At 45.9% G+C, this 17,584-nt stretch carries 18 protein-coding genes; 8 read left to right on the forward strand and 10 right to left on the reverse strand.

Annotation, left to right across the window (positions count from 1 at the left end; all coding sequences use genetic code 11):
* The first annotated feature begins 154 nt into the window (after positions 1-154).
* Entirely contained in the window at positions 155-1,042 is an 888-nt protein-coding gene (locus M1D67_RS01395) for a Vgb family protein (protein ID WP_101561667.1), read from the forward strand.
* 33 nt (positions 1,043-1,075) lie between these two features.
* Here the strand turns inward: M1D67_RS01395 and M1D67_RS01400 are convergent, their stop codons facing one another.
* From M1D67_RS01400 to mmuM, 3 genes are read right to left on the reverse strand one after another with little or no spacing between them, the layout of a single operon-like run.
* Complete coding sequence (locus M1D67_RS01400; protein WP_003178548.1) at positions 1,076-1,456, reverse strand: DUF2512 family protein; 381 nt, start codon at positions 1,454-1,456, stop codon at positions 1,076-1,078.
* 26 nt (positions 1,457-1,482) lie between these two features.
* Entirely contained in the window at positions 1,483-2,937 is a 1,455-nt protein-coding gene (gene mmuP, locus M1D67_RS01405) for an S-methylmethionine permease (RefSeq protein WP_020449975.1), read from the reverse strand.
* Complete coding sequence (gene mmuM / locus M1D67_RS01410) at positions 2,937-3,884, reverse strand: homocysteine S-methyltransferase (protein WP_023857745.1); 948 nt, start codon at positions 3,882-3,884, stop codon at positions 2,937-2,939. Before mmuM ends, mmuP begins: the two co-directional genes overlap by 1 nt.
* Positions 3,885-4,095: 211 nt before the next feature.
* On the opposite strand from mmuM, the gene chbG reads away from it, so the two are divergent.
* The 3 genes from chbG (at position 4,096) to M1D67_RS01425 (ending at position 7,121) form a co-directional block, all read left to right on the forward strand.
* Positions 4,096-4,836 carry a chitin disaccharide deacetylase gene (gene chbG / locus M1D67_RS01415; protein ID WP_101561665.1) on the forward strand — a complete coding sequence of 247 codons (741 nt, stop codon included), beginning with the start codon at positions 4,096-4,098 and terminating at the stop codon, positions 4,834-4,836.
* Between the two features lie 13 nt (positions 4,837-4,849).
* On the forward strand, positions 4,850-6,223 hold the full coding sequence (locus tag M1D67_RS01420; RefSeq protein ID WP_101561664.1) for a PTS transporter subunit EIIC: 1,374 nt from the start codon (positions 4,850-4,852) through the stop codon (positions 6,221-6,223).
* A gap of 121 nt (positions 6,224-6,344) precedes the next feature.
* The gene (locus M1D67_RS01425) at positions 6,345-7,121 is read left to right on the forward strand and encodes a MerR family transcriptional regulator (RefSeq protein WP_144498636.1); all 777 of its coding nucleotides are present in this window, start codon (positions 6,345-6,347) and stop codon (positions 7,119-7,121) included.
* An 18-nt stretch (positions 7,122-7,139) separates the two neighbouring features.
* On the opposite strand, the gene M1D67_RS01430 is transcribed toward M1D67_RS01425, so the two are convergent.
* Together M1D67_RS01430 and M1D67_RS01435 are read right to left on the reverse strand one after the other, a co-directional pair.
* Entirely contained in the window at positions 7,140-7,862 is a 723-nt protein-coding gene (locus M1D67_RS01430; RefSeq protein ID WP_026580456.1) for a DUF421 domain-containing protein, read from the reverse strand.
* Positions 7,850-8,560 (reverse strand): gamma carbonic anhydrase family protein, encoded by a 711-nt coding sequence (locus tag M1D67_RS01435; RefSeq protein WP_479831551.1) that lies wholly within the window; start codon positions 8,558-8,560, stop codon positions 7,850-7,852. Before M1D67_RS01435 ends, M1D67_RS01430 begins: the two co-directional genes overlap by 13 nt.
* 259 nt (positions 8,561-8,819) lie before the next feature.
* On the opposite strand from M1D67_RS01435, the gene M1D67_RS01440 reads away from it, so the two are divergent.
* Together M1D67_RS01440 and M1D67_RS01445 are read left to right on the forward strand one after the other, a co-directional pair.
* On the forward strand, positions 8,820-9,038 hold the full coding sequence (locus M1D67_RS01440; protein WP_101561661.1) for a hypothetical protein: 219 nt from the start codon (positions 8,820-8,822) through the stop codon (positions 9,036-9,038).
* A gap of 168 nt (positions 9,039-9,206) precedes the next feature.
* Positions 9,207-9,458 (forward strand): hypothetical protein, encoded by a 252-nt coding sequence (locus M1D67_RS01445; protein WP_128823257.1) that lies wholly within the window; start codon positions 9,207-9,209, stop codon positions 9,456-9,458.
* A gap of 20 nt (positions 9,459-9,478) precedes the next feature.
* Here M1D67_RS01445 and M1D67_RS01450 read toward each other — a convergent pair whose 3' ends face one another.
* The 3 genes from M1D67_RS01450 to M1D67_RS01460 form a co-directional block, all read right to left on the reverse strand.
* Positions 9,479-9,877, reverse strand: a complete 399-nt coding sequence (locus M1D67_RS01450) for a ribosomal maturation YjgA family protein (protein ID WP_023857752.1) — start codon at positions 9,875-9,877, stop codon at positions 9,479-9,481.
* 132 nt (positions 9,878-10,009) lie between these two features.
* Positions 10,010-11,440 carry an alanine/glycine:cation symporter family protein gene (locus tag M1D67_RS01455; RefSeq protein WP_020449985.1) on the reverse strand — a complete coding sequence of 477 codons (1,431 nt, stop codon included), beginning with the start codon at positions 11,438-11,440 and terminating at the stop codon, positions 10,010-10,012.
* A gap of 23 nt (positions 11,441-11,463) precedes the next feature.
* Positions 11,464-12,447, reverse strand: coding sequence for a glutaminase (locus M1D67_RS01460; protein WP_025810838.1), 984 nt, complete (start codon positions 12,445-12,447; stop codon positions 11,464-11,466).
* A gap of 388 nt (positions 12,448-12,835) precedes the next feature.
* Between M1D67_RS01460 and M1D67_RS01465 the strand changes: the two genes are divergently transcribed.
* Both M1D67_RS01465 and M1D67_RS01470 read left to right on the forward strand, forming a co-directional pair.
* Positions 12,836-14,164 (forward strand): sensor histidine kinase, encoded by a 1,329-nt coding sequence (locus M1D67_RS01465; protein ID WP_031305214.1) that lies wholly within the window; start codon positions 12,836-12,838, stop codon positions 14,162-14,164.
* 6 nt (positions 14,165-14,170) lie between these two features.
* The gene (locus M1D67_RS01470; RefSeq protein ID WP_020449988.1) at positions 14,171-15,106 is read left to right on the forward strand and encodes a DNA-binding domain-containing protein; all 936 of its coding nucleotides are present in this window, start codon (positions 14,171-14,173) and stop codon (positions 15,104-15,106) included.
* Positions 15,107-15,148: 42 nt separating this feature from the next.
* Here M1D67_RS01470 and M1D67_RS01475 read toward each other — a convergent pair whose 3' ends face one another.
* Together M1D67_RS01475 and M1D67_RS01480 are read right to left on the reverse strand one after the other, a co-directional pair.
* The gene (locus tag M1D67_RS01475; protein ID WP_020449989.1) at positions 15,149-15,685 is read right to left on the reverse strand and encodes a GNAT family N-acetyltransferase; all 537 of its coding nucleotides are present in this window, start codon (positions 15,683-15,685) and stop codon (positions 15,149-15,151) included.
* A 93-nt stretch (positions 15,686-15,778) separates the two neighbouring features.
* Positions 15,779-17,584, reverse strand: coding sequence for a BlaR1 family beta-lactam sensor/signal transducer (locus M1D67_RS01480; RefSeq protein WP_145645855.1), 1,806 nt, complete (start codon positions 17,582-17,584; stop codon positions 15,779-15,781).

A 17,584-nucleotide genomic window follows, 5' to 3' on the forward strand; every position in this document is an offset into this window, starting at 1 on the left:
TTATGATACTAGAGCATGCCTGTACAGTTTATATTTAATGGAACTTTCTGTTTCACTGCATGCTCCGCCTGAGGTAACATGAAAATGAGAAATGCCTGGGAGCGTTCTGAAAGGTCAGATGCTCAAGGAAAATGGAATAAAGGGAGGGTCGCTCATGCAGATTCGCATGACTGAATATCACGTTCCCGACCCCGAGTCGGGTCCGTACGGGATCGCCGTATGTGCAAACGGGCGCATTTGGTTTACTGAACAAAAGGGAAACCGGATCGGTATGCTCACAGAGTCTGGAGATATTACCGAATATACGATTCCGACGAAGAGCGCAGGCGCCTCGATTATTACTCCCGGGATTAGCGGTGAGCTATGGTTTACGGAGTATAAAGCGGGGAAAATCGGAAAAATGACGCCTCAAGGGGAAATAACTGAGTATGCCCTTCCTCCAGGTACTGCCCCGTTTGGGATCGCCGTAGGCTGTGACGATGCCATGTGGTATACCGATATGGCCGGACATCAAATCGGCAGGCTGTCATCTTCAGGCGAAATCACTGAATATAAACTGCCCAAACCGGGAGCCTTCCCGTCATTTATTACAAGGGGAGCAGACGATGCACTCTGGTTTACACAAAATCAAAGCGGCTCCATCGGGCGAATAACGGCAGATGGAGACATCAGCGAGTATCCGCTTCCTGGAGAACAATCCGGACCCGTCGGAATCACTGCAGGCCCGGACGGAGCTTTGTGGTTTACAGAAATAAACGGAAATCAAATTGGGAGAATTGCGGTCTCAGGGAAGATCAGCGAATACCCGCTTCCGACAGCCAATGCCCGCCCGCACGCGATTACCGCCGGCGGCGATGGTGCCCTGTGGTTTACGGAATGGGGTGCGGGTCAAATCGGCCGCATTACAGTCAACGGGGATATTACGGAATATCCAATTCCGACGGCCGAGTCTGAACCGCACGGGATAGCGGCCGGACCAGCCCAATCGATCTGGTTTGCAGAAGAGTGCGGCCGTATTGGGAAAATCTCTATTCTTGATTAAAAAACGTCCAGTTTTCTGGACATTTTTTATATATTATTCCGTTCTCGTTTCCATTCTGCGGTTGGGAGAGCCAAGGCCTTTATTCATCAAGTAAAAATGGAAAATGTATTCACCGATTGCCATAGCGACTGCTGCAAAAAACGCGGCCAATGCAGCGGTGTTTGCAGCCGTTCCCATCGCAAGAGCCATCAGCCAAACGACAAGAAAAGCGACGCCTAAATCGGCTAAAGTGGCTGTGATGTTATTGGTCTTCGGCAAAATAAACAAATCACCCAGCAAATAGGATACCGCGCCAAGAACAATTGTGATGAAGAGGGTGTTTTCAAAACTGAAACTAAACCCGAGCCCGAGAACAAGGTACAGTATCACAATTGTCATGATGCCTTTAATGGCAAGGGCTTTCACATGTTCCATAACAATTCGCTCCTTTATACGAGATTTTAGTTTTTCTTTTCCTCGTATTCAGAAAACGAAACATGCAAACTTGCTTTTTTAACGGGCTCAGACATTTTTCCGCCATTCTTTCTGTTTCTTGCATAGTAGATGATATAGCATAACGCCATAAATGGAACACCGCAAAAAAGGGCGATTCTTTGGTTCGGATCAAAGGCAATGCCGATGCAGGATGCCAGACATAATAGAAAAGCGGCAATCGGTACTGCCGGATAAAACGGTGTCCGGTATTTTAAGCCGTCTGCGGTGTTTCCTTCAGCCAAAAAGCGTCTGCGGAACATGAACTGCGAGGCTGCAATGCTCATCCAGACGGCAACAACGGCAAAGCCTGAAATTGATACAAGAACGATATAGACGGAATCAGGTGCAAAAACACTGGAGAGCAGCGACAGAATGCCGCCGATCATACTGAAAATCAGCGCGTTCAACGGAATTCCCCGTGAAGTCAGCTTTTGAAAAACGGGGTGTAACGTTTTTTCTTTTGACAGTGACCAGAGCATCCGGGAGCAAGCATATAAGCCTGAGTTGGCCGCGGAAAGCAGAGCCGTCAGAATCACAAAATTCATAATGTCGGCCGCGTATGGAACACCGATACGGTCAAAAACGACGACGAACGGGCTTTTGATCACACCGGCTTCTTTGACCGGAATGAGGCATGAGAGCACGAAAATCGTTCCGATGAAGAAAAGCACCAGTCTCCAGAGTGTTGTCTTGATCGCTTTTGGAATGTTCTTTTCCGGTTCCGCGCTTTCTCCGGCGGCAATCCCGATCAGCTCCGTACCCGAAAACGCAAAATTCACGGAGAGCATCGCCATAAAAATTGGAAGGAAACCGTTCGGAAAGAGCCCGCCTTCTCCTGCAAAGTTTGAAAGAAGCGGTGCGGAATCTGTATTTTGTAGCGGGATGATGCCGAATATCGCCGCTCCGCCTAAAATAATAAACAATATAATGGCAAGCACTTTAATGCTCGAAAACCAAAATTCGGACTCGGCAAAAAATCTCACTGAGACAGCATTGAACACGAAAATCAGTGCAGCGAAAACCGCGCTCCACATCCACACCGAAGTATCGGGGAACCAGCGCTGCATTAATAACCCGGCAGCGGTAAATTCCGAACCCAGCGCGACAGCCCAGGTCAGCCAGTAAAGCCAGGCGACGGTGAATCCGGTGCCCGGCCCGATGAATTTAGAGGCATACATATGAAACGATCCGGTCACAGGCATGGCGACCGATAATTCGCCGAGGCAGAGCATGACAAGGTAGACGATCAGAGCCCCGACTAAGTAGGCTAAAATCGTTCCGGCAGGACCCGCCTGTGAGATCGTATAGCCGGAACTTAAGAAAAGACCCGTGCCGATAACGCCTCCCAAGGAGAGCATGATCAGGTGTCTCGTTTGCATTTTTCTTTGAAAGTTCTGACGATTGTTGTTTGACTGTTCCATCATATCTCCAGCTTTCTCGCCCAGTCGGCGACGGCTTTTATGTCTTCAGGTGTTGTTCTGCAGCAGCCGCCGATCAGCTGTGCTCCTTGGTTGTACCAGCTGCGGGCGCTTTCTCCGAAGGAAGCTTTGCATGCCGCACCATGCCATGTTTTTGTCTCCGGATCATACTGTTCACCGGAATTCGGATAGACGATAATCGGTTTAGCTGTATGCTTTTTGATGCCGCCAATGAGCGAAGAGACATGCTCCAGCCGCGTACAGTTTACGCCAACTGCCGCAACCTGGTCATGCTGATCGAGCCATTTCGCGCATTCGCCGGCTTTCGTGCCGTCGCTGATATGACGTCCGTCTTTAGCGCTGAAACTGATCCACGCATGTGTGTCAGGGAATTCTTTCAATAAATGAACGATTGCTTTTGCTTCTGAAAGGCACGGTATTGTTTCACAGGCTAACATATCGGCGCCTGCATCGATTAAAGCGGCCATTCGCTGCCTGTGAAAATCGGCCAATTCGTCTTCTGTGACGTCATAATCCCCCCGATATTCGGAACCATCCGCTAAAAAAGCGCCGTAAGGGCCTACTGAAGCGGCTACAAACGGTTTGGGCCGGCCTTTGCGGTTTTCCGGAACCGCCCAAAATTCATCGCGTGCTTCTACAGCAAGACGTACAGACTCCCGGATAAGGTGGAGCGCTTCTTGTTCACTGAGGCCGCGTTTTGTGAAACCTTCAACCGTCGACTGATAGCTGGCTGTCATCGCGCAATCGGCGCCCGCACGGAAATAATCCAGATGCACTTGTTTGATAAGCTCGGGGTTTTCGATGAGCATTTTTGCAGACCACAGGCTGTCGTTCAAATCACAGCCGTACCGTTCAAGCTCGGTGGCCATCGCGCCGTCAAGTGTGATGATAGGAAATTGTTCTAAAATCGATTGGATCGGATTGGTCATCTCATTGTTGAGGATCTGTCGTTTGAGACCCCGGCCTCCTTTTTTAGAGTTTTTAAAAATATATGAAAAATAGTTTAAAAGACTTCAGTAGCTTTTGTCAATCTACCAAAAATCAGTTTTTACTAGTAGCTTTTGTCGTTTTCTATTTAGGGTAAAACGGTACGTCTCCGCATATTTTTTTAAAAAAAGACTGATAAGGAGTATTGGATGGATGAAAAAACTGATTATCAATGCTGATGATTTTGGATATTCAAGAGGCGTGAACTATGGAATTATTGATGCCTATAAGCTGGGGATTTTAACATCAGCGACGTTCATGACAAATATGCCGGGCGCAGGTCATGCGGCGCGGCTGGCTCGCGAATCGCCCGGGCTCGGGATCGGCGTACATTTGGTGCTGACCTGCGGAAGACCGCTTTTGTCTGATCACCGGACGATCGTCGATGCAAAGGGGAATTTTCGCAATCTCGCATTTTATCAAGGTGCTTTTACAATTGATACTGATGAAGTATACCGCGAGTGGAAAGCGCAGATTGAAACATGCATCAACAAGGGCTTGGAACCCGATCATTTGGACAGCCACCATCATATCAACGCTTCCCCGGGCATCTCAGACGCATTTTTGACGCTCGCCAAAGAGTACCGTTTGCCTGTCAGGCGCAATATGGAGAGTGCTGTGATCACGGAAAAAGGAGTGAAAACAACAGACTTTTTTTCACCTGTCCTCGAAGCGGCTTTAAAGGATGAAGAAGCCGTCTCTGAACTGTTTGAAGAGCATGATACTGTGGAGGTCATGACCCACCCGGCATACCTCGATAAGGAGCTTTTGACGAACTCTTCTTATACTTATCCGAGAGTCGATGAACTTGAATTTTTAACCGATCCGGACGTTGTCATCCGTTTGAATAAGCTTACTGATGTCCAGCTCGTATCATTTAGGAATTTGACATAAGGAGAATGCCGGAATGAAACATATTTTTCAGCTGCTGGGAAAGTCTTTGCTGATTCCGATTACCGTTCTTCCGATCGCCGGCCTGCTGCTGCGTCTTTCTGCGGAAGATATGCTGAATATACCGCTTTTTCAAGCGTCAGGCGTGATATTGAACAATATGGATGTCCTGATCGCAATCGGCATCGCCATGGGCTTTGCCCGTTCAAAAGATAAAGGAATTCCTGCGCTGACAGGATATTTGGCGATAACCGTATTAAAAGAGGGGCTCGGCATCTTGAATCCTGATCTTGATATGAGCGTCTTCGGCGGGGTGCTCGCCGGCCTGATGGCGGCTTTCATTTATAACCGGTTTCAACATACGAAACTGCCAAGCATGTTTTCATTTTTTGGCGGAGAGAAGTTTCCGATTACGATGATCGTATTGGTGACGATTCCGGTGGCAGGCTTTTTTTCAATCGTCTGGCCTTATGCAGAAGCGGCGATCGACACTTTTAGCCAGTCGCTTGTAGGTCTTGGCGCTTTCGGGGTGTTTGTATTCGGATTTCTGAATCGGTTTTTGCTGCCGTTCGGCCTTCACCATGTCATGAATACGTATATTTATTTTGGGCTTGGGCGCTATGAGACGGCATCCGGCGAAGCGGTGACAGGGGAAATTACGCGGTTTTTGAATGGAGACCCGACAGCCGGCTACTTTCTCGGCGGCTTTTTTATCACGATGATGTTTGGCATTCCGGCGATCGCTTTGGCAATCGCGCATGCAGCCAGAACGAGAAAAAAGGAAACGAAAGCGCTCATGTCTTCAGGAGCAGCCACATCACTGATCACCGGGATTACGGAACCAGTTGAATTCACGTTTTTATTTACTTCGCCTTTATTGTACTTTCTTCACTCGGTCTATACGGGACTTGCCGGAGCGGTGCTCTGTTTGCTTGGGATTCGTCACGGCTTCTCATGGGGAGCAGGCGCAATCGATTATTTGCTGAACCTTAATTTATCAGACGGCGGATTATGGATCATACCCGTCGGCCTTGCCTTTTTTGCTCTCTATTATGTTACGTTTTACTTTGTGATTATAAAGCGAAACATTCCGGTGATCGGAAGGGAACAGGAAACACCTGAAGGAAACCGGCTGCATCAGTCTATGGCTGCAGGCATTCTTAAGCATATCGGCGGCCGTGAGAATGTCGTGACTTGCGAAAACTGTATAACCCGTTTGCGAATGAAATTAAAAGACACGTCCTTGGCGGATGAAGCGCAATTAAAGCAATTAGGAGCGCACGGTGTGGTCAAAATTGACCAGCATCATATCCAGATTGTGATCGGAACGGATGCTGGGAATGTGAAAAAAGATTTGCAGAACTTAATCGGGGAGACTCCGCCGGATTAAAAACTGGAGTTGATTGTCCCGTACCTTTTGGAAAAATCACGAGTCTGCGAAAAATAAGCTTGCACCTCCAGCAGCGTGAGGCGTTATGATAGGAATAAATCGTCAGTTGGAGGGGATTTTTATGGAAAATGACGGATATTATTCAATCGGTGTTTTTTCAGAAATGACAGGGACATCCATTCGGACGCTCCATTATTACGATGAAATCGGCCTGTTGAAGCCTGAAAAACAGCCGGGAACAGGCCGCCGTTTCTACACAGACAGAGATGCGAGAGAGTTGCAGAAAATCACATGTTTTAAGTTTCTCGGGTACAGTCTTGAACAAATTCGCGCTTTCATGAAGGATGCATGCTTTGATGCCGGCCTGATTGAGGCGCTGCAGGAGCAGAAAAAGGTGCTGGAGGAGAAAAAGGAACATATTGAAACAGGGCTGAAAGCGATAAACAGGACAATCGGTCTTCTGGAGGAGGAAGAGGAAATCGACAGTTCTGTTTTCATGAGCCTGCTGAACAGCATCCAGACTGAGAAGGAGCAGCGCATATGGCTTGAACAGCAGGTGTCCAAACGTTTTGCCGATGATGTATTCGGCAAATCAGAAGATGAGATGGCCAAATTGGATCAAGAGTATGTTCGTTTATCTAAGGTAGCCAAGCGGCTCATGGGAAAACCGGTTGATGACCCCGAAGTGCAGGAAATGGCGGACCGATATATGAAGACGAGTTTGGAATTTGTCGGAGAGGGCGTGCTGTCGGCTTTAGGACAGATGGAGACAATCGAATCGCAGCAGCTGGCAGAGAAGTTTTCTTCACCTTTTACAAAAGAAGAGGATGAGTGGCTGCAGCAGGTGTTCGAATATTACATGATTCACAACGATTTCTGTCCCGAAAACGGCCGATGAAAAAATCCGCCGGAGCTTTTAATGCAAAAGCTCCGGCTCAATTTTCGCCGTTTCATTATCAAGTGAAACATGCAGTTGATGGTTTTGATTAACCGAAGCGAAAAAGATTTCATCCATTCGTTCAAGCCCTTTTTTTTTCAGCTGGTTTTTGAGCCAGCTTTCCGTTACATTCAATTGGTGAAGGACAGATGTGTACACTTTCCCTTCAATGATGACCGGATATGAAAATTCGCCGCTGCTTTTTTGAATCCCCATATCTTCAGCCGTGACTTCCATTTTATTTGGCTTTTTGTATACCGTTAAATTTCCATTCGCCTCTATAAACGCCATTTCTACGTCGCTGACATTGAAAACATCTTTTTCACGAAGCATTTGCAGAACATTATCCACCGAATATCTGATTCGTTTTAAATTGCCGACAATAAACGTTCCATTTTTGATGACGATGGTCGGTTCAAATGTAATCAGACGTCCGAGTGTTCTGTTTTTGATCATGATTTTTGAAGCGAGTCTTTGCAATAGGGCAATCGCAGCCACCGCAGCGGCGGTATGCAAATGTTCAATCCTCGGATCGGCTATGTCAGCTCCGACGACAGCCCCCAATGTAATAATGATTAAAAAATCAAATACAGGCATTTCGCCGATTGAGCGTTTTCCCATTAGCAATGTAACAGCCAATAAAAGCGGAAGGATGGTGATGATTCGCCCGTAGACAACCAAAATTTCTTTCATAGTTTCCATTTTCTCGCTTCCTTTTTATAGCCTTTTGCCAATTCAAGATTGACGGCCGTCATTTTCGAGTTGAGGTCATGATATGGATAAGAATCGCTTATTTCAGGAAGCCGGTTGGCATCCTCCTGGTTTGAAATCACACGACCCGCCGAAACAAACCGTTTTGGGGGAATTGTAACACCGATTACTGTTGCTCCCGGTTCAATCACCGTATTCTCTTGGATATAGGCATCAAAAACAAGGCTTTGCATCCCGACAAAAACATTGTTGTCAATTCTTACGGGGCCGTGAATTTGACATTGCGGGGCGAGTGATACTTTCTCGCCTATGTAAATGGAATACGATTCACGATCTTTAAAAACGGATTGTTCAGTAACAGGGCTGTTGTATTCATAGTTTTTCATACCGTGCAAGACAGCTCCGTCCTGGATATTGCAATCATGGCCGATGTAGATTTTTAATCCCGTGTCTCCTCTGATCGAAGAGAAAGGCCCGATGAAAACGTTTCGCCCGATGACCACACTGCCGATGACCGAGGCGAAATGATGGATGTATGAGGACGCATCAATATCTGGAATATCAGCTTCTTGATTAAATGACGCGGTAATATTGGGGCTGACATTGTCTTGGATCAGCAGCTTTTCAAGAAACTTCCCGGCGAGTGACGAAACCGTTAACCCGAGGATGAGTTTGTTGCTTAATTTCATATGACCTGCCTCCTTTATTCAGGTAGTCTGTCTAAAAAACGGGATAATATTTATGGGCGGCGGTCTGAAACTAAAAAAGAGGATATGGGGAGATAACGGCTAATAAAGCAATGGAATAGGTTTTAGGAAGCGTTCAAGACGATTACCATTCTCATCTCTAAAAAAACAAAGGAAAGGATTCATTTAGAGGAGGAAATTTACGGTCAGCTTGCCTTGGCTGACTCCTCGACAGAGCTCTATTTTAAGGGAGGTTGAAACTTTGAATCTATCTTTGGCAGTTGCATTAGTTATATCTGTGTTTTTAAATATATTTCAGCTGGCACAACTCAAATCCAATAACCGTAAAAACGCAAACTGGAATGAGAGTACAAAAAGGCCGCTCAATCCCTTTACTTCCATTATTTGGACTTATTTCGCCATTATCATTCTTTTGATGTTGGCTGCATTAGTAACCGTTATCATACAGCTTAACGAATAATATTAGCGCTTCTCTTCTGCTGCCGGCTTTTTATTATTGCCACAGTCATAACGAAAAATGCGCAGAAATTGCAAGGAGAAAAAACGATGAAAACGGGATCGCTCGCTTTGACACACACGGAAACGATTGCCCCGAAGGGATCTATTTTAAATGAAGAGACGTTCGAATTTGAAACTCAAAAAAGATGGGCAAATCGTAAAGCATGCGGTAGAAAATCATAAGGAAGAGACAAATACCGCAGCTCCTCCTGCCAAAAAGGATAGAGACATTGGACATGTCAAAAAAACAGGAGGCAACCCGCTGCCGAATACAGGAAATAATCGCCTGTACCGTGCTTTACTTATTGGACCCATCCTTCTTATTATCGGACTTGCTATGTTTGTTTTAAACTGTAAAAAGACTCAAAATCAAAGTGCGTAAATATTCCCCAAAAGACAGCGTTACGGCTGTCTTTTTCGTTTGCGGAACAGCACTTCGCCCACGGCACCTGCGGAAACGCCGAGCACATAAGCCAATAAATCGCTCCACAAAAATCCATAACCGAGAATGAGTCCGCCGAGCGGAACGGCTCTGATATCATCAATCCATGGAGCGTGATACAGCTGGCTGCATTCGATTAAAAAACAAAATGCGAGCGCAATCAGCGCCACTGAAGCTGTCTTCGCGTTTTTGAACAAAAAGCCTGCGCCGAAGAAAATCATCAGCGCCCACAGCGCATCCCCTAAATAGGCATTCACGATGTCCGGCAGCATATCGGCCGCCTTTCTTGAAGCAAGCCCCGCCGCCATCGCTGCGAATATCAGCGCAAGCCGGCGGATACGGCTTCTTTTCATATTCATGGCTGGACCCCTTTTCTGCCAAAGCAGGTGAAGTAAATCTTTGGAGACATGACGGATACAAGAGGAAAAACGTTTTATTATTTTGGACGGTTTAAAATGAACGAAAAAAGCCGCCGGATACGGCGGCTTGTGTTATATCGCATTTTTGCTTTCGGTTTTTTGTTCGGTGCCGGAGCGTTCCCAGCATTCGACGCCTTCATGGTTTTCAAGAACATCTTTATAAAAGACCGGATCTTTTCCAGCTTTTCGCTGTTTCACATAGTCTTTCAAGGCGGCAAATGCCACTTTTGACAGCAGGAAAATCGCGATTAAGTTGACGATGACCATCAAGCCCATGAACAAGTCGGCGAGGTCCCACACAAGCTGGACTTTTGATACCGATCCGAAGATAACCATCGCAAGCACACAGATTCTGTAAATGAAGAGCCATGCTTTGTTCGTGTGCAGGAATTCGATATTCGTTTCTCCATAGTAGTAGTTTCCGATTAAGGTGCTGAAAGAAAACAGGAACACCATAATGGCAAGAAAGCCTGAGGCCCATGCTCCGATGTGCGTGCTGAGCGATGCTTGCGTCAACTCGATTCCGCTCAGCCCCGGTTCTTGATACGCATCGGAAAACAAAATGATAAAAGCTGTGCTTGAACAAATCACCAAAGTGCTCGTGAAAACCCCTAAAGCCTGGACAAGACCCTGTTTGACAGGATGGCTCGTTGTCGCTGCGGCTGCTGCATTCGGCGCGCTGCCCATCCCGGCTTCATTCGAGAAGAGGCCGCGTTTGATTCCGTTCATCAGCGCTGCGCCGATGGCTCCGCCTGCCGCTTGTTCAAGGCCAAACGCATGACCGACAATCAAAGAGATGACGTCCGGCAGTTTCGTAATGTTCATCAGCATGACAAAAACGGCGACGCCGATATATAAGACGGCGAGAAATACGACAATATATTCGGACAGCTTGGCGATCCGTTTGATACCGCCGAAGGTAATGATGCCGAAGGCAATCGTAATGATAATCCCCAGTGTAAGACGGTCTGTGCCGAATGAGTTTTCAAAAGCGACCGTTATCGTATTGGACTGGACCGCGTTAAACACGATTCCGAAGGATAATGTAATCAAGACGGCAAACAGCGCACCCATCCAGCGTTTTTTCAAACCCTTTTCCATATAGTAAGCAGGGCCGCCGCGGAAGCCGTCTTTATCCTTTATTTTATAAATTTGCGCCAGCGTGCTTTCGACAAAGCTTGACGCCGAACCGATGATGGCGATGATCCACATCCAAAAGATAGCGCCGGGTCCGCCCAAGGCAATGGCGATCGCAATCCCCGTAATATTTCCTGTGCCTACTCTCGCGGCCATGCTAATGCAAAAAGCCTGAAAAGGAGAGATTCCGTTTTTGTCGGGTGCTCCTTCCTTTAAAACCCGGAACATGTCTTTCAGCAAGCGAACTTGAAAGAACTTCGATTTAAAAGTAAAAAACAGTCCCGAAGCCAGAAGCATAATAATTAATAGTTTTGACCAAAGAAAATCATTTGTGACAACAATGACTTCTTGAAGGAATTGCTGCATGCTTTCACCTCTTTTTTGTGATTTTAAAAAATACTGAGATCCCATTCACGGGCTATATGTTTTAACAGCATTCCGCCCGTCATGCTGTTGCCGTAATCGTCAATCGCCGGACCGTAGATGCCGATGCCGCATCCATGCCGAAAAGGCTGTTCTCTTTTCATGCTGGCAGGCACCGCGCACATGATTCCGCCGGAGACGCCGCTCTTTGCCGGAATGCCGACAAAGGCCGCGAATTTTCCTGAAGCATTGTACATGCCGCACGTCAGCATTAAAGCTTTTGTCAGCCTGGCGACATCCTTCGGGATCACCTGCTCTTGGCGGAGAGGGTGATATCCGTCATTTGCGAGAACCATGCCGATCAAGGCGATGTCTTCAGTGCTTCCTTCCATGGAGCATTGCTTCAAATAGACTTCAAGCGTTTCTTCGACGTCTGCTTCGAGGAAGCCGGTTTCCTTTAAATAATGGGCCAATGCTCTGTTCCGATGGGCGGTTTGCCACTCTGACCGAAATACTTCCTCATTGATTTCAAGCCGTTTTCCAATCATTTTTTCAATGACTTCATGAAGCGACTCCATTTTTTCCAGTGCCGATTCACCGGGTAGGATCGACGCAACGGTCAGCGCTCCGGCGTTGATCATCGGGTTAAACGGCTTTCCCGGCTTGTGCATTTCAAGGCGGATGATTGAATTGAACGCGTCTCCCGTCGGTTCTACATCAACACGGTCTAATACGTAAGAAATCCCTTTCGTCAAACACGCTGCGATAAAGCTGACCACCTTTGAGATGCTCTGGAGTGTGAATGATACGTCCCAAGTTCCTGCTTTGATCACCGTTTGATCAGAACCGATCACACAGATGCCGAGCTGGTTAGAGTCGATTTTTCCTAAAGCGGGAATGTATTCGGCGTTGCGTCCGCTTGCGGAAAAAGGACGGTAATGTTCAACCAAATCTTCAAGGCGGGATTGCCAGAAGCGGGCGTCATAGCGTTCTTCCAATACTTCATTCATCGAATTTCCTCCAATCTGACCTGTTAAAGCTTGCAGGTTTGCTGAAAAAATACGAGGCTCTAAAAAGCGGTGATTAGGGCATGGCGGCAGAAGGCAAAGGGGTATAAGCCTCTGCCGCACAAGTTGTTTTAAAGCCTGTTCTTTCCTGGGAAAAGGGGTTTGGGTTGCGCAAGGGAGTGAGTTGCGGGAAAATATAAGCGTTTTCAAATAGAGAAAATATACATTCAATTTATAATAGAACCTACATAAACCTACAAAAAGCGACAAAAATATTTAAAAAATAAGCCAATTGATTTAAAAATCAAATCGACTGTGGGTAAAATGGGAGTTGCGGAAAACGTGCGGTTAAAGTCAAAATAAAGCAACACGTTTGTAATGGAGGATCAGCATGATGGGTGGAAATTGGGGAAGCGTGATGAAAAAGGCGGCCCGGCTTGTAAAGAAAGACGGCTATATCTTAACAGTGATGATGTTAACGGTGCCGCTCGCAGGAGAGCTGAAGTTTTATCCGTTGAACGAGACCTTCCGGGTCAGCTTCGGCGTTCCAACTTTTTTCTTTCTTTTGTTGCTGCTGCGGAATGTCCCGGCTGTGCTGTCCGGCTTTTTAACGGGAGCGGCCGTCGTCGGGTTTCGGGTGCTGCTTGATGCATTCGGCCCGGGGCAGATCGATTGGTTGTCATCCTTTTATCACCATTATCCGACTTTTTTCTTTTATTTCACATATGCGTTTCTATTCTACTTGGCAAAAGTGAAGCGATTTCAATTTCGCCCGCTCTACATCGGGTTTCTGGGCTTCGGAATTGAACTGATTGCCGATGGAGCCGAACTGGTTGTTCAATATATGATGTTCGAGTCTACCGTCACCCCGGGAAAGATCCGCGACATGATGGCGATTGCTTTTTCCCACAGCTTTATTGTGCTGAGCTTTTTTAATGTCATGAAGCTGTATGAAACGCAATCGCGGGAAAAGCAGATCCGCGAACAAAATGAGCACATGTTGATGATCGTTTCAAATTTATATGAAGAAACCGTTCATTTGAAAAAGACGTTGAAGAATACTGAAGAGATTACGAACGAATCCTATCAGCTGTACAGGCTCTTAAATAGACAGAGCGATAACAATTCCTCTGTCCGGCAGATCAGCCAGAAGGTGCTGCGCCTCGCCGGTGAAATCCACGAGGTCAAAAAAGACAACCAGCGCATTTTCGCCGGGCTTTCAAAACTAATTTCGAAAGAAAGCTTCAGAGACTACATGGCGGCAGAAGATCTGGTCCGGCTTGTGACCGGCATTAATCGAAAGTATGCCGAATCGCTCGAAAAAGACATTGACTTTCATTATTCGATAGGCGGAGAACATCCAAAATACCACGTGTATACTGTATTATCCGTGATTAATAATATTATGGCAAATGCGGTGGAAGCGATTCAAAGACAGGGCTCCATCCGCCTCAGCCTCTATAGGCGCGCCGATGACATGCTGGAATGCCGCGTGGAAGATGACGGACCGGGCATTCCAGAGAAAGTCGGGGATGTGGTGTTTGAGCCGGGATACACGTCAAAATATGATGAATTCGGAACCCCTTCAACCGGAATCGGTTTGTCTTATGTGAAGGAAACTGTCGAGGAACTCGGGGGGAGCATTCGATTTCAGAGTGATGCAAGCGGTGTTGTGTTTACGATCAGACTTCCGGTCCAACAATTGATTCAGAAAGGGTGAAGGCCTGTGCGTTTTTTTATTGCAGATGATGACCGTGCTGTGCGATCGATTTTAAAACAAATCATTGAAGACGAAGATTTGGGAGAAGTGGCCGGAGAAGCGGAAGACGGCTGCGATTTGGAAGGCCACGTCCTGAATTTGCAGCAAATTGATATTTTGTTTGTCGATCTTTTAATGCCGCTCCGCGACGGAATTGAGACGGTTCGTCATTTGTATGGCGCTTTCTCAGGGAAGATCATCATGATTTCCCAGGTGGAATCGAAGGAAATGATCGGTGAAGCCTATTCTTTGGGGATTGAATATTATATACATAAACCGATTAACCGCATTGAAATCTTGAACGTCATTCAAAAAGTCAAGGAGCGCATCGAGCTGGAAAGGTCGATCCATGATATACAATCTTCGCTGAACCGGCTCGTGAGTCTCGGCAGCGGACGAAAAAACGGCTTTAGGGAAAAAAGCATTCAGGAAACGGGCGAATTTCTCCTTTCTGAACTCGGAATCGTCGGGGAGAGCGGGTCCCAGGATTTACTCGCCATCCTTCAGTATTTGTTTGATGATGAACAGACTTCATTATATGAAAAGGACTTTCCGCCGCTCAAACAGATTTTTCATCAGATTGCCGAGCAAAAGCTCGGGCCGGCTGCTTCACCCGTGGAGATCAACAGGGAGATTAAAGCGTCTGAGCAGCGGATACGGCGGGCGGTCAGCCATTCGCTAAACCATTTCGCATCACTCGGTTTAACAGATTTTTCAAATCCGCGGTTTGAAAGCTATGCGTCCCGTTTTTTTGACTTTACTGTCATCAGCAAAAAAATGAAAGAGCTGCAGAAAGACTCTGCCGCCGCCTTGCCGTCCGCCCGCGTCAACACGAAGAAATTTATTCAGGTTTTCTTTTTGGAAGCCAAGCGGTTGAGCGAAAGCGCCGGAAAAAGGGGTTAAAAAGAGCTTCCTCACCTTAGAGGAAGCTCTTCTGCATGCCGGTTACCCAGCGTATTCTCTTTTCAGCAGCGAAAACATGTATACGTCAATCAGTCTTCCTTTCGCTTTCTCGTAATCTCTTAGCAGTCCTTCCTTTTGAAAGGATAACGAGTTGAGGAGTTTGATTGAAGGCGTGTTTTCGGGCTCTACCTTCGCTTCGATCCGGTTGAGGTTCAAGCTTGTAAAGCCGTAGTCGATCAGCTTTTGAACAGCTTCGGAAGCAAAGCCTTTTCCCCAATGATTTCTCCCTAAGTCATAGCCGATTTCAGCTCTGCCGTTTTCCTGGTCGATCATATTAAAACCGCACGTCCCGATGACTTCATCCGTTTCTTTCACAATGATTGAAAAGCGGTTTGCCTGCCCTTCAAGGCTTAAATCATTGATCATTTGGATCATGTCCCGCGCCTGTGAGACGTCTGTAAAAGGCGTGATATTCATATATTTTGTGACTTCCGGATCTGACCAGTATTGACAGAGGACATCTGCATCTTCCAATTCCATTTTTCTCAAAGTCAATCTTTCTGTATAAAGGGTTTCCATGTTCTTGCCTCCAAGTTCCGTATTATTAGGAATGTGAAAGGACCATTCATCGATTTGCGCATCATTCATGTTCATAGAATAAAAAGTAAACTGTTATCGGGAAACGGAGGGATAAATCCCTTTTTTATCTAAAATGGAAAGTGCAATTTCGGCAGCGGAGCTTCCGGCAGCCCGTTTTTCACCTTGAATATGAACAGCAAAGAAAAAAGTATTATCGGCAGTTTCTACATACCCGATAAACCAACCGGCATGGAGTTCCCCGTTGATTACCGAGGTTCCGGTTTTACCGGATAAAACCCTGCCATTTGATTCTTCTAAACGTATTGAATCTTTCACAGTTTCAATATTAGACTGTTTAAAATCAAATTCGTTATCATAAAACTTTTTTAATATATTGACCTGTTCAAGTGGGGAAATTTGAAGAGAGCCATCCAGCCAATAATCGGCCGGGACTGAAAAATCCTCATTTCCATAATGTATAGATTTGAGATAATGACGTAAATGATCCTCCCCAATTTGCCGGTCCAATTTTTGAAAATACCATGTTGTGGAGCTGCTCATCGCAGAGAATAAATCCTGGTCTTGATTCCATTCTTTATACGGATATTGAGTCCCATCCCAAGTCATGTGAGAGTCGTTCTTCGTGATGATCCCGGATTCCAGTGCGAGCAATGCGCTAAACACCTTGTAGGTGGAAGCAGGTGCGAATCTGGAGGTGCTTTCTTTCCTATTGTATATTGTATACTTTTTCCTATTAGAATTAAACAGGACAAAGCCCCCTGAGGCTGAAAATTTATCAAAAAAAGTGCTGTAATCTTCGTATTCTACATTGGTGCCGGGTAAAAAGCGTGTTTCTTTTTGCATGGCCAATATAGACACAGAAGGAGTACCGGCTAATATGGTCCCAAGAACAAGAGTGAACACTAAGGCGCTTTTCGCCTTTAGCAAAGGTGATGCCGTCTGAAAGTTGACAACTGTAACAATCCGTCTTTTGATATGTTTGTATGAGCTGCTGAATTCAGAAGCGGCTAACAAAGACGATGTTCTTTGCTTAATTGAAGTGAATTTTAAAATCACCTCGCCATATTTGAGGTGCAACTTTTTATCAAGCGTTTTTAATACGGCAAAGTCGCAAGAAATCTCCATCTCCGTTTTCGCTTCCTTTGATAAATACCATACGAGAGGATTAAACCAATAGACGATTTTCAACAGGCAAAGAAAATAGTTGATAAGCATATCTTTTCGTTTGCAATGGTACAGTTCATGAAGCAAAACACATTTCATTTCGTCGGCTGAAAACATTGAAATATCTTTTGGCAAGATAATATATGGACGAATGACCCCAAATGTAATGGGGGATTTTATCAATGGGGAACGGCCCAAAATGACTTTTTGATGAAAGCGTATTTCCTCTTTACATGTGTGAAAAAGGGATAATAGCTCTTTGTTGTTAACAATTTGCAGGTTCTTTTTTATTTTGCCGATTTTTAGATTGCTATAAAGAGTAGCCAAAAGCATAACGGCAACGCCCAATATCCAAACTGCGAAAAAGGCTGAATCTATCATTTTGGAAGACGATTGTTCAATCGACATCGAAAAGTCCTGCACCCAGTTTACATGTTGGCCGATTGCTTCTGTCGTCTTGTCTGTGGAGTGGGATTGGGATAATGCCGATTGAGCTCCTCCTAAATTCAGAATCCAGTCAAAATGATGGCTTTTTAGAAAATGAAAGGGGATAAAAGGAGCGATCAATGCCAAAAGAGAAATCACGCTAATATAATAGTGGGTGCCTACAGTGATTTGAGTCCTGAGCAGTTTTTTAATGAGTATGATGATAGAAAAAAACAGAGACAATAGAATTTGACTAACCAAAAAGGGAATAAAGAAAGAACTGCTCAT

The sequence above is a fragment of the Bacillus sp. PK6-025 genome (genome assembly GCF_056530265.1).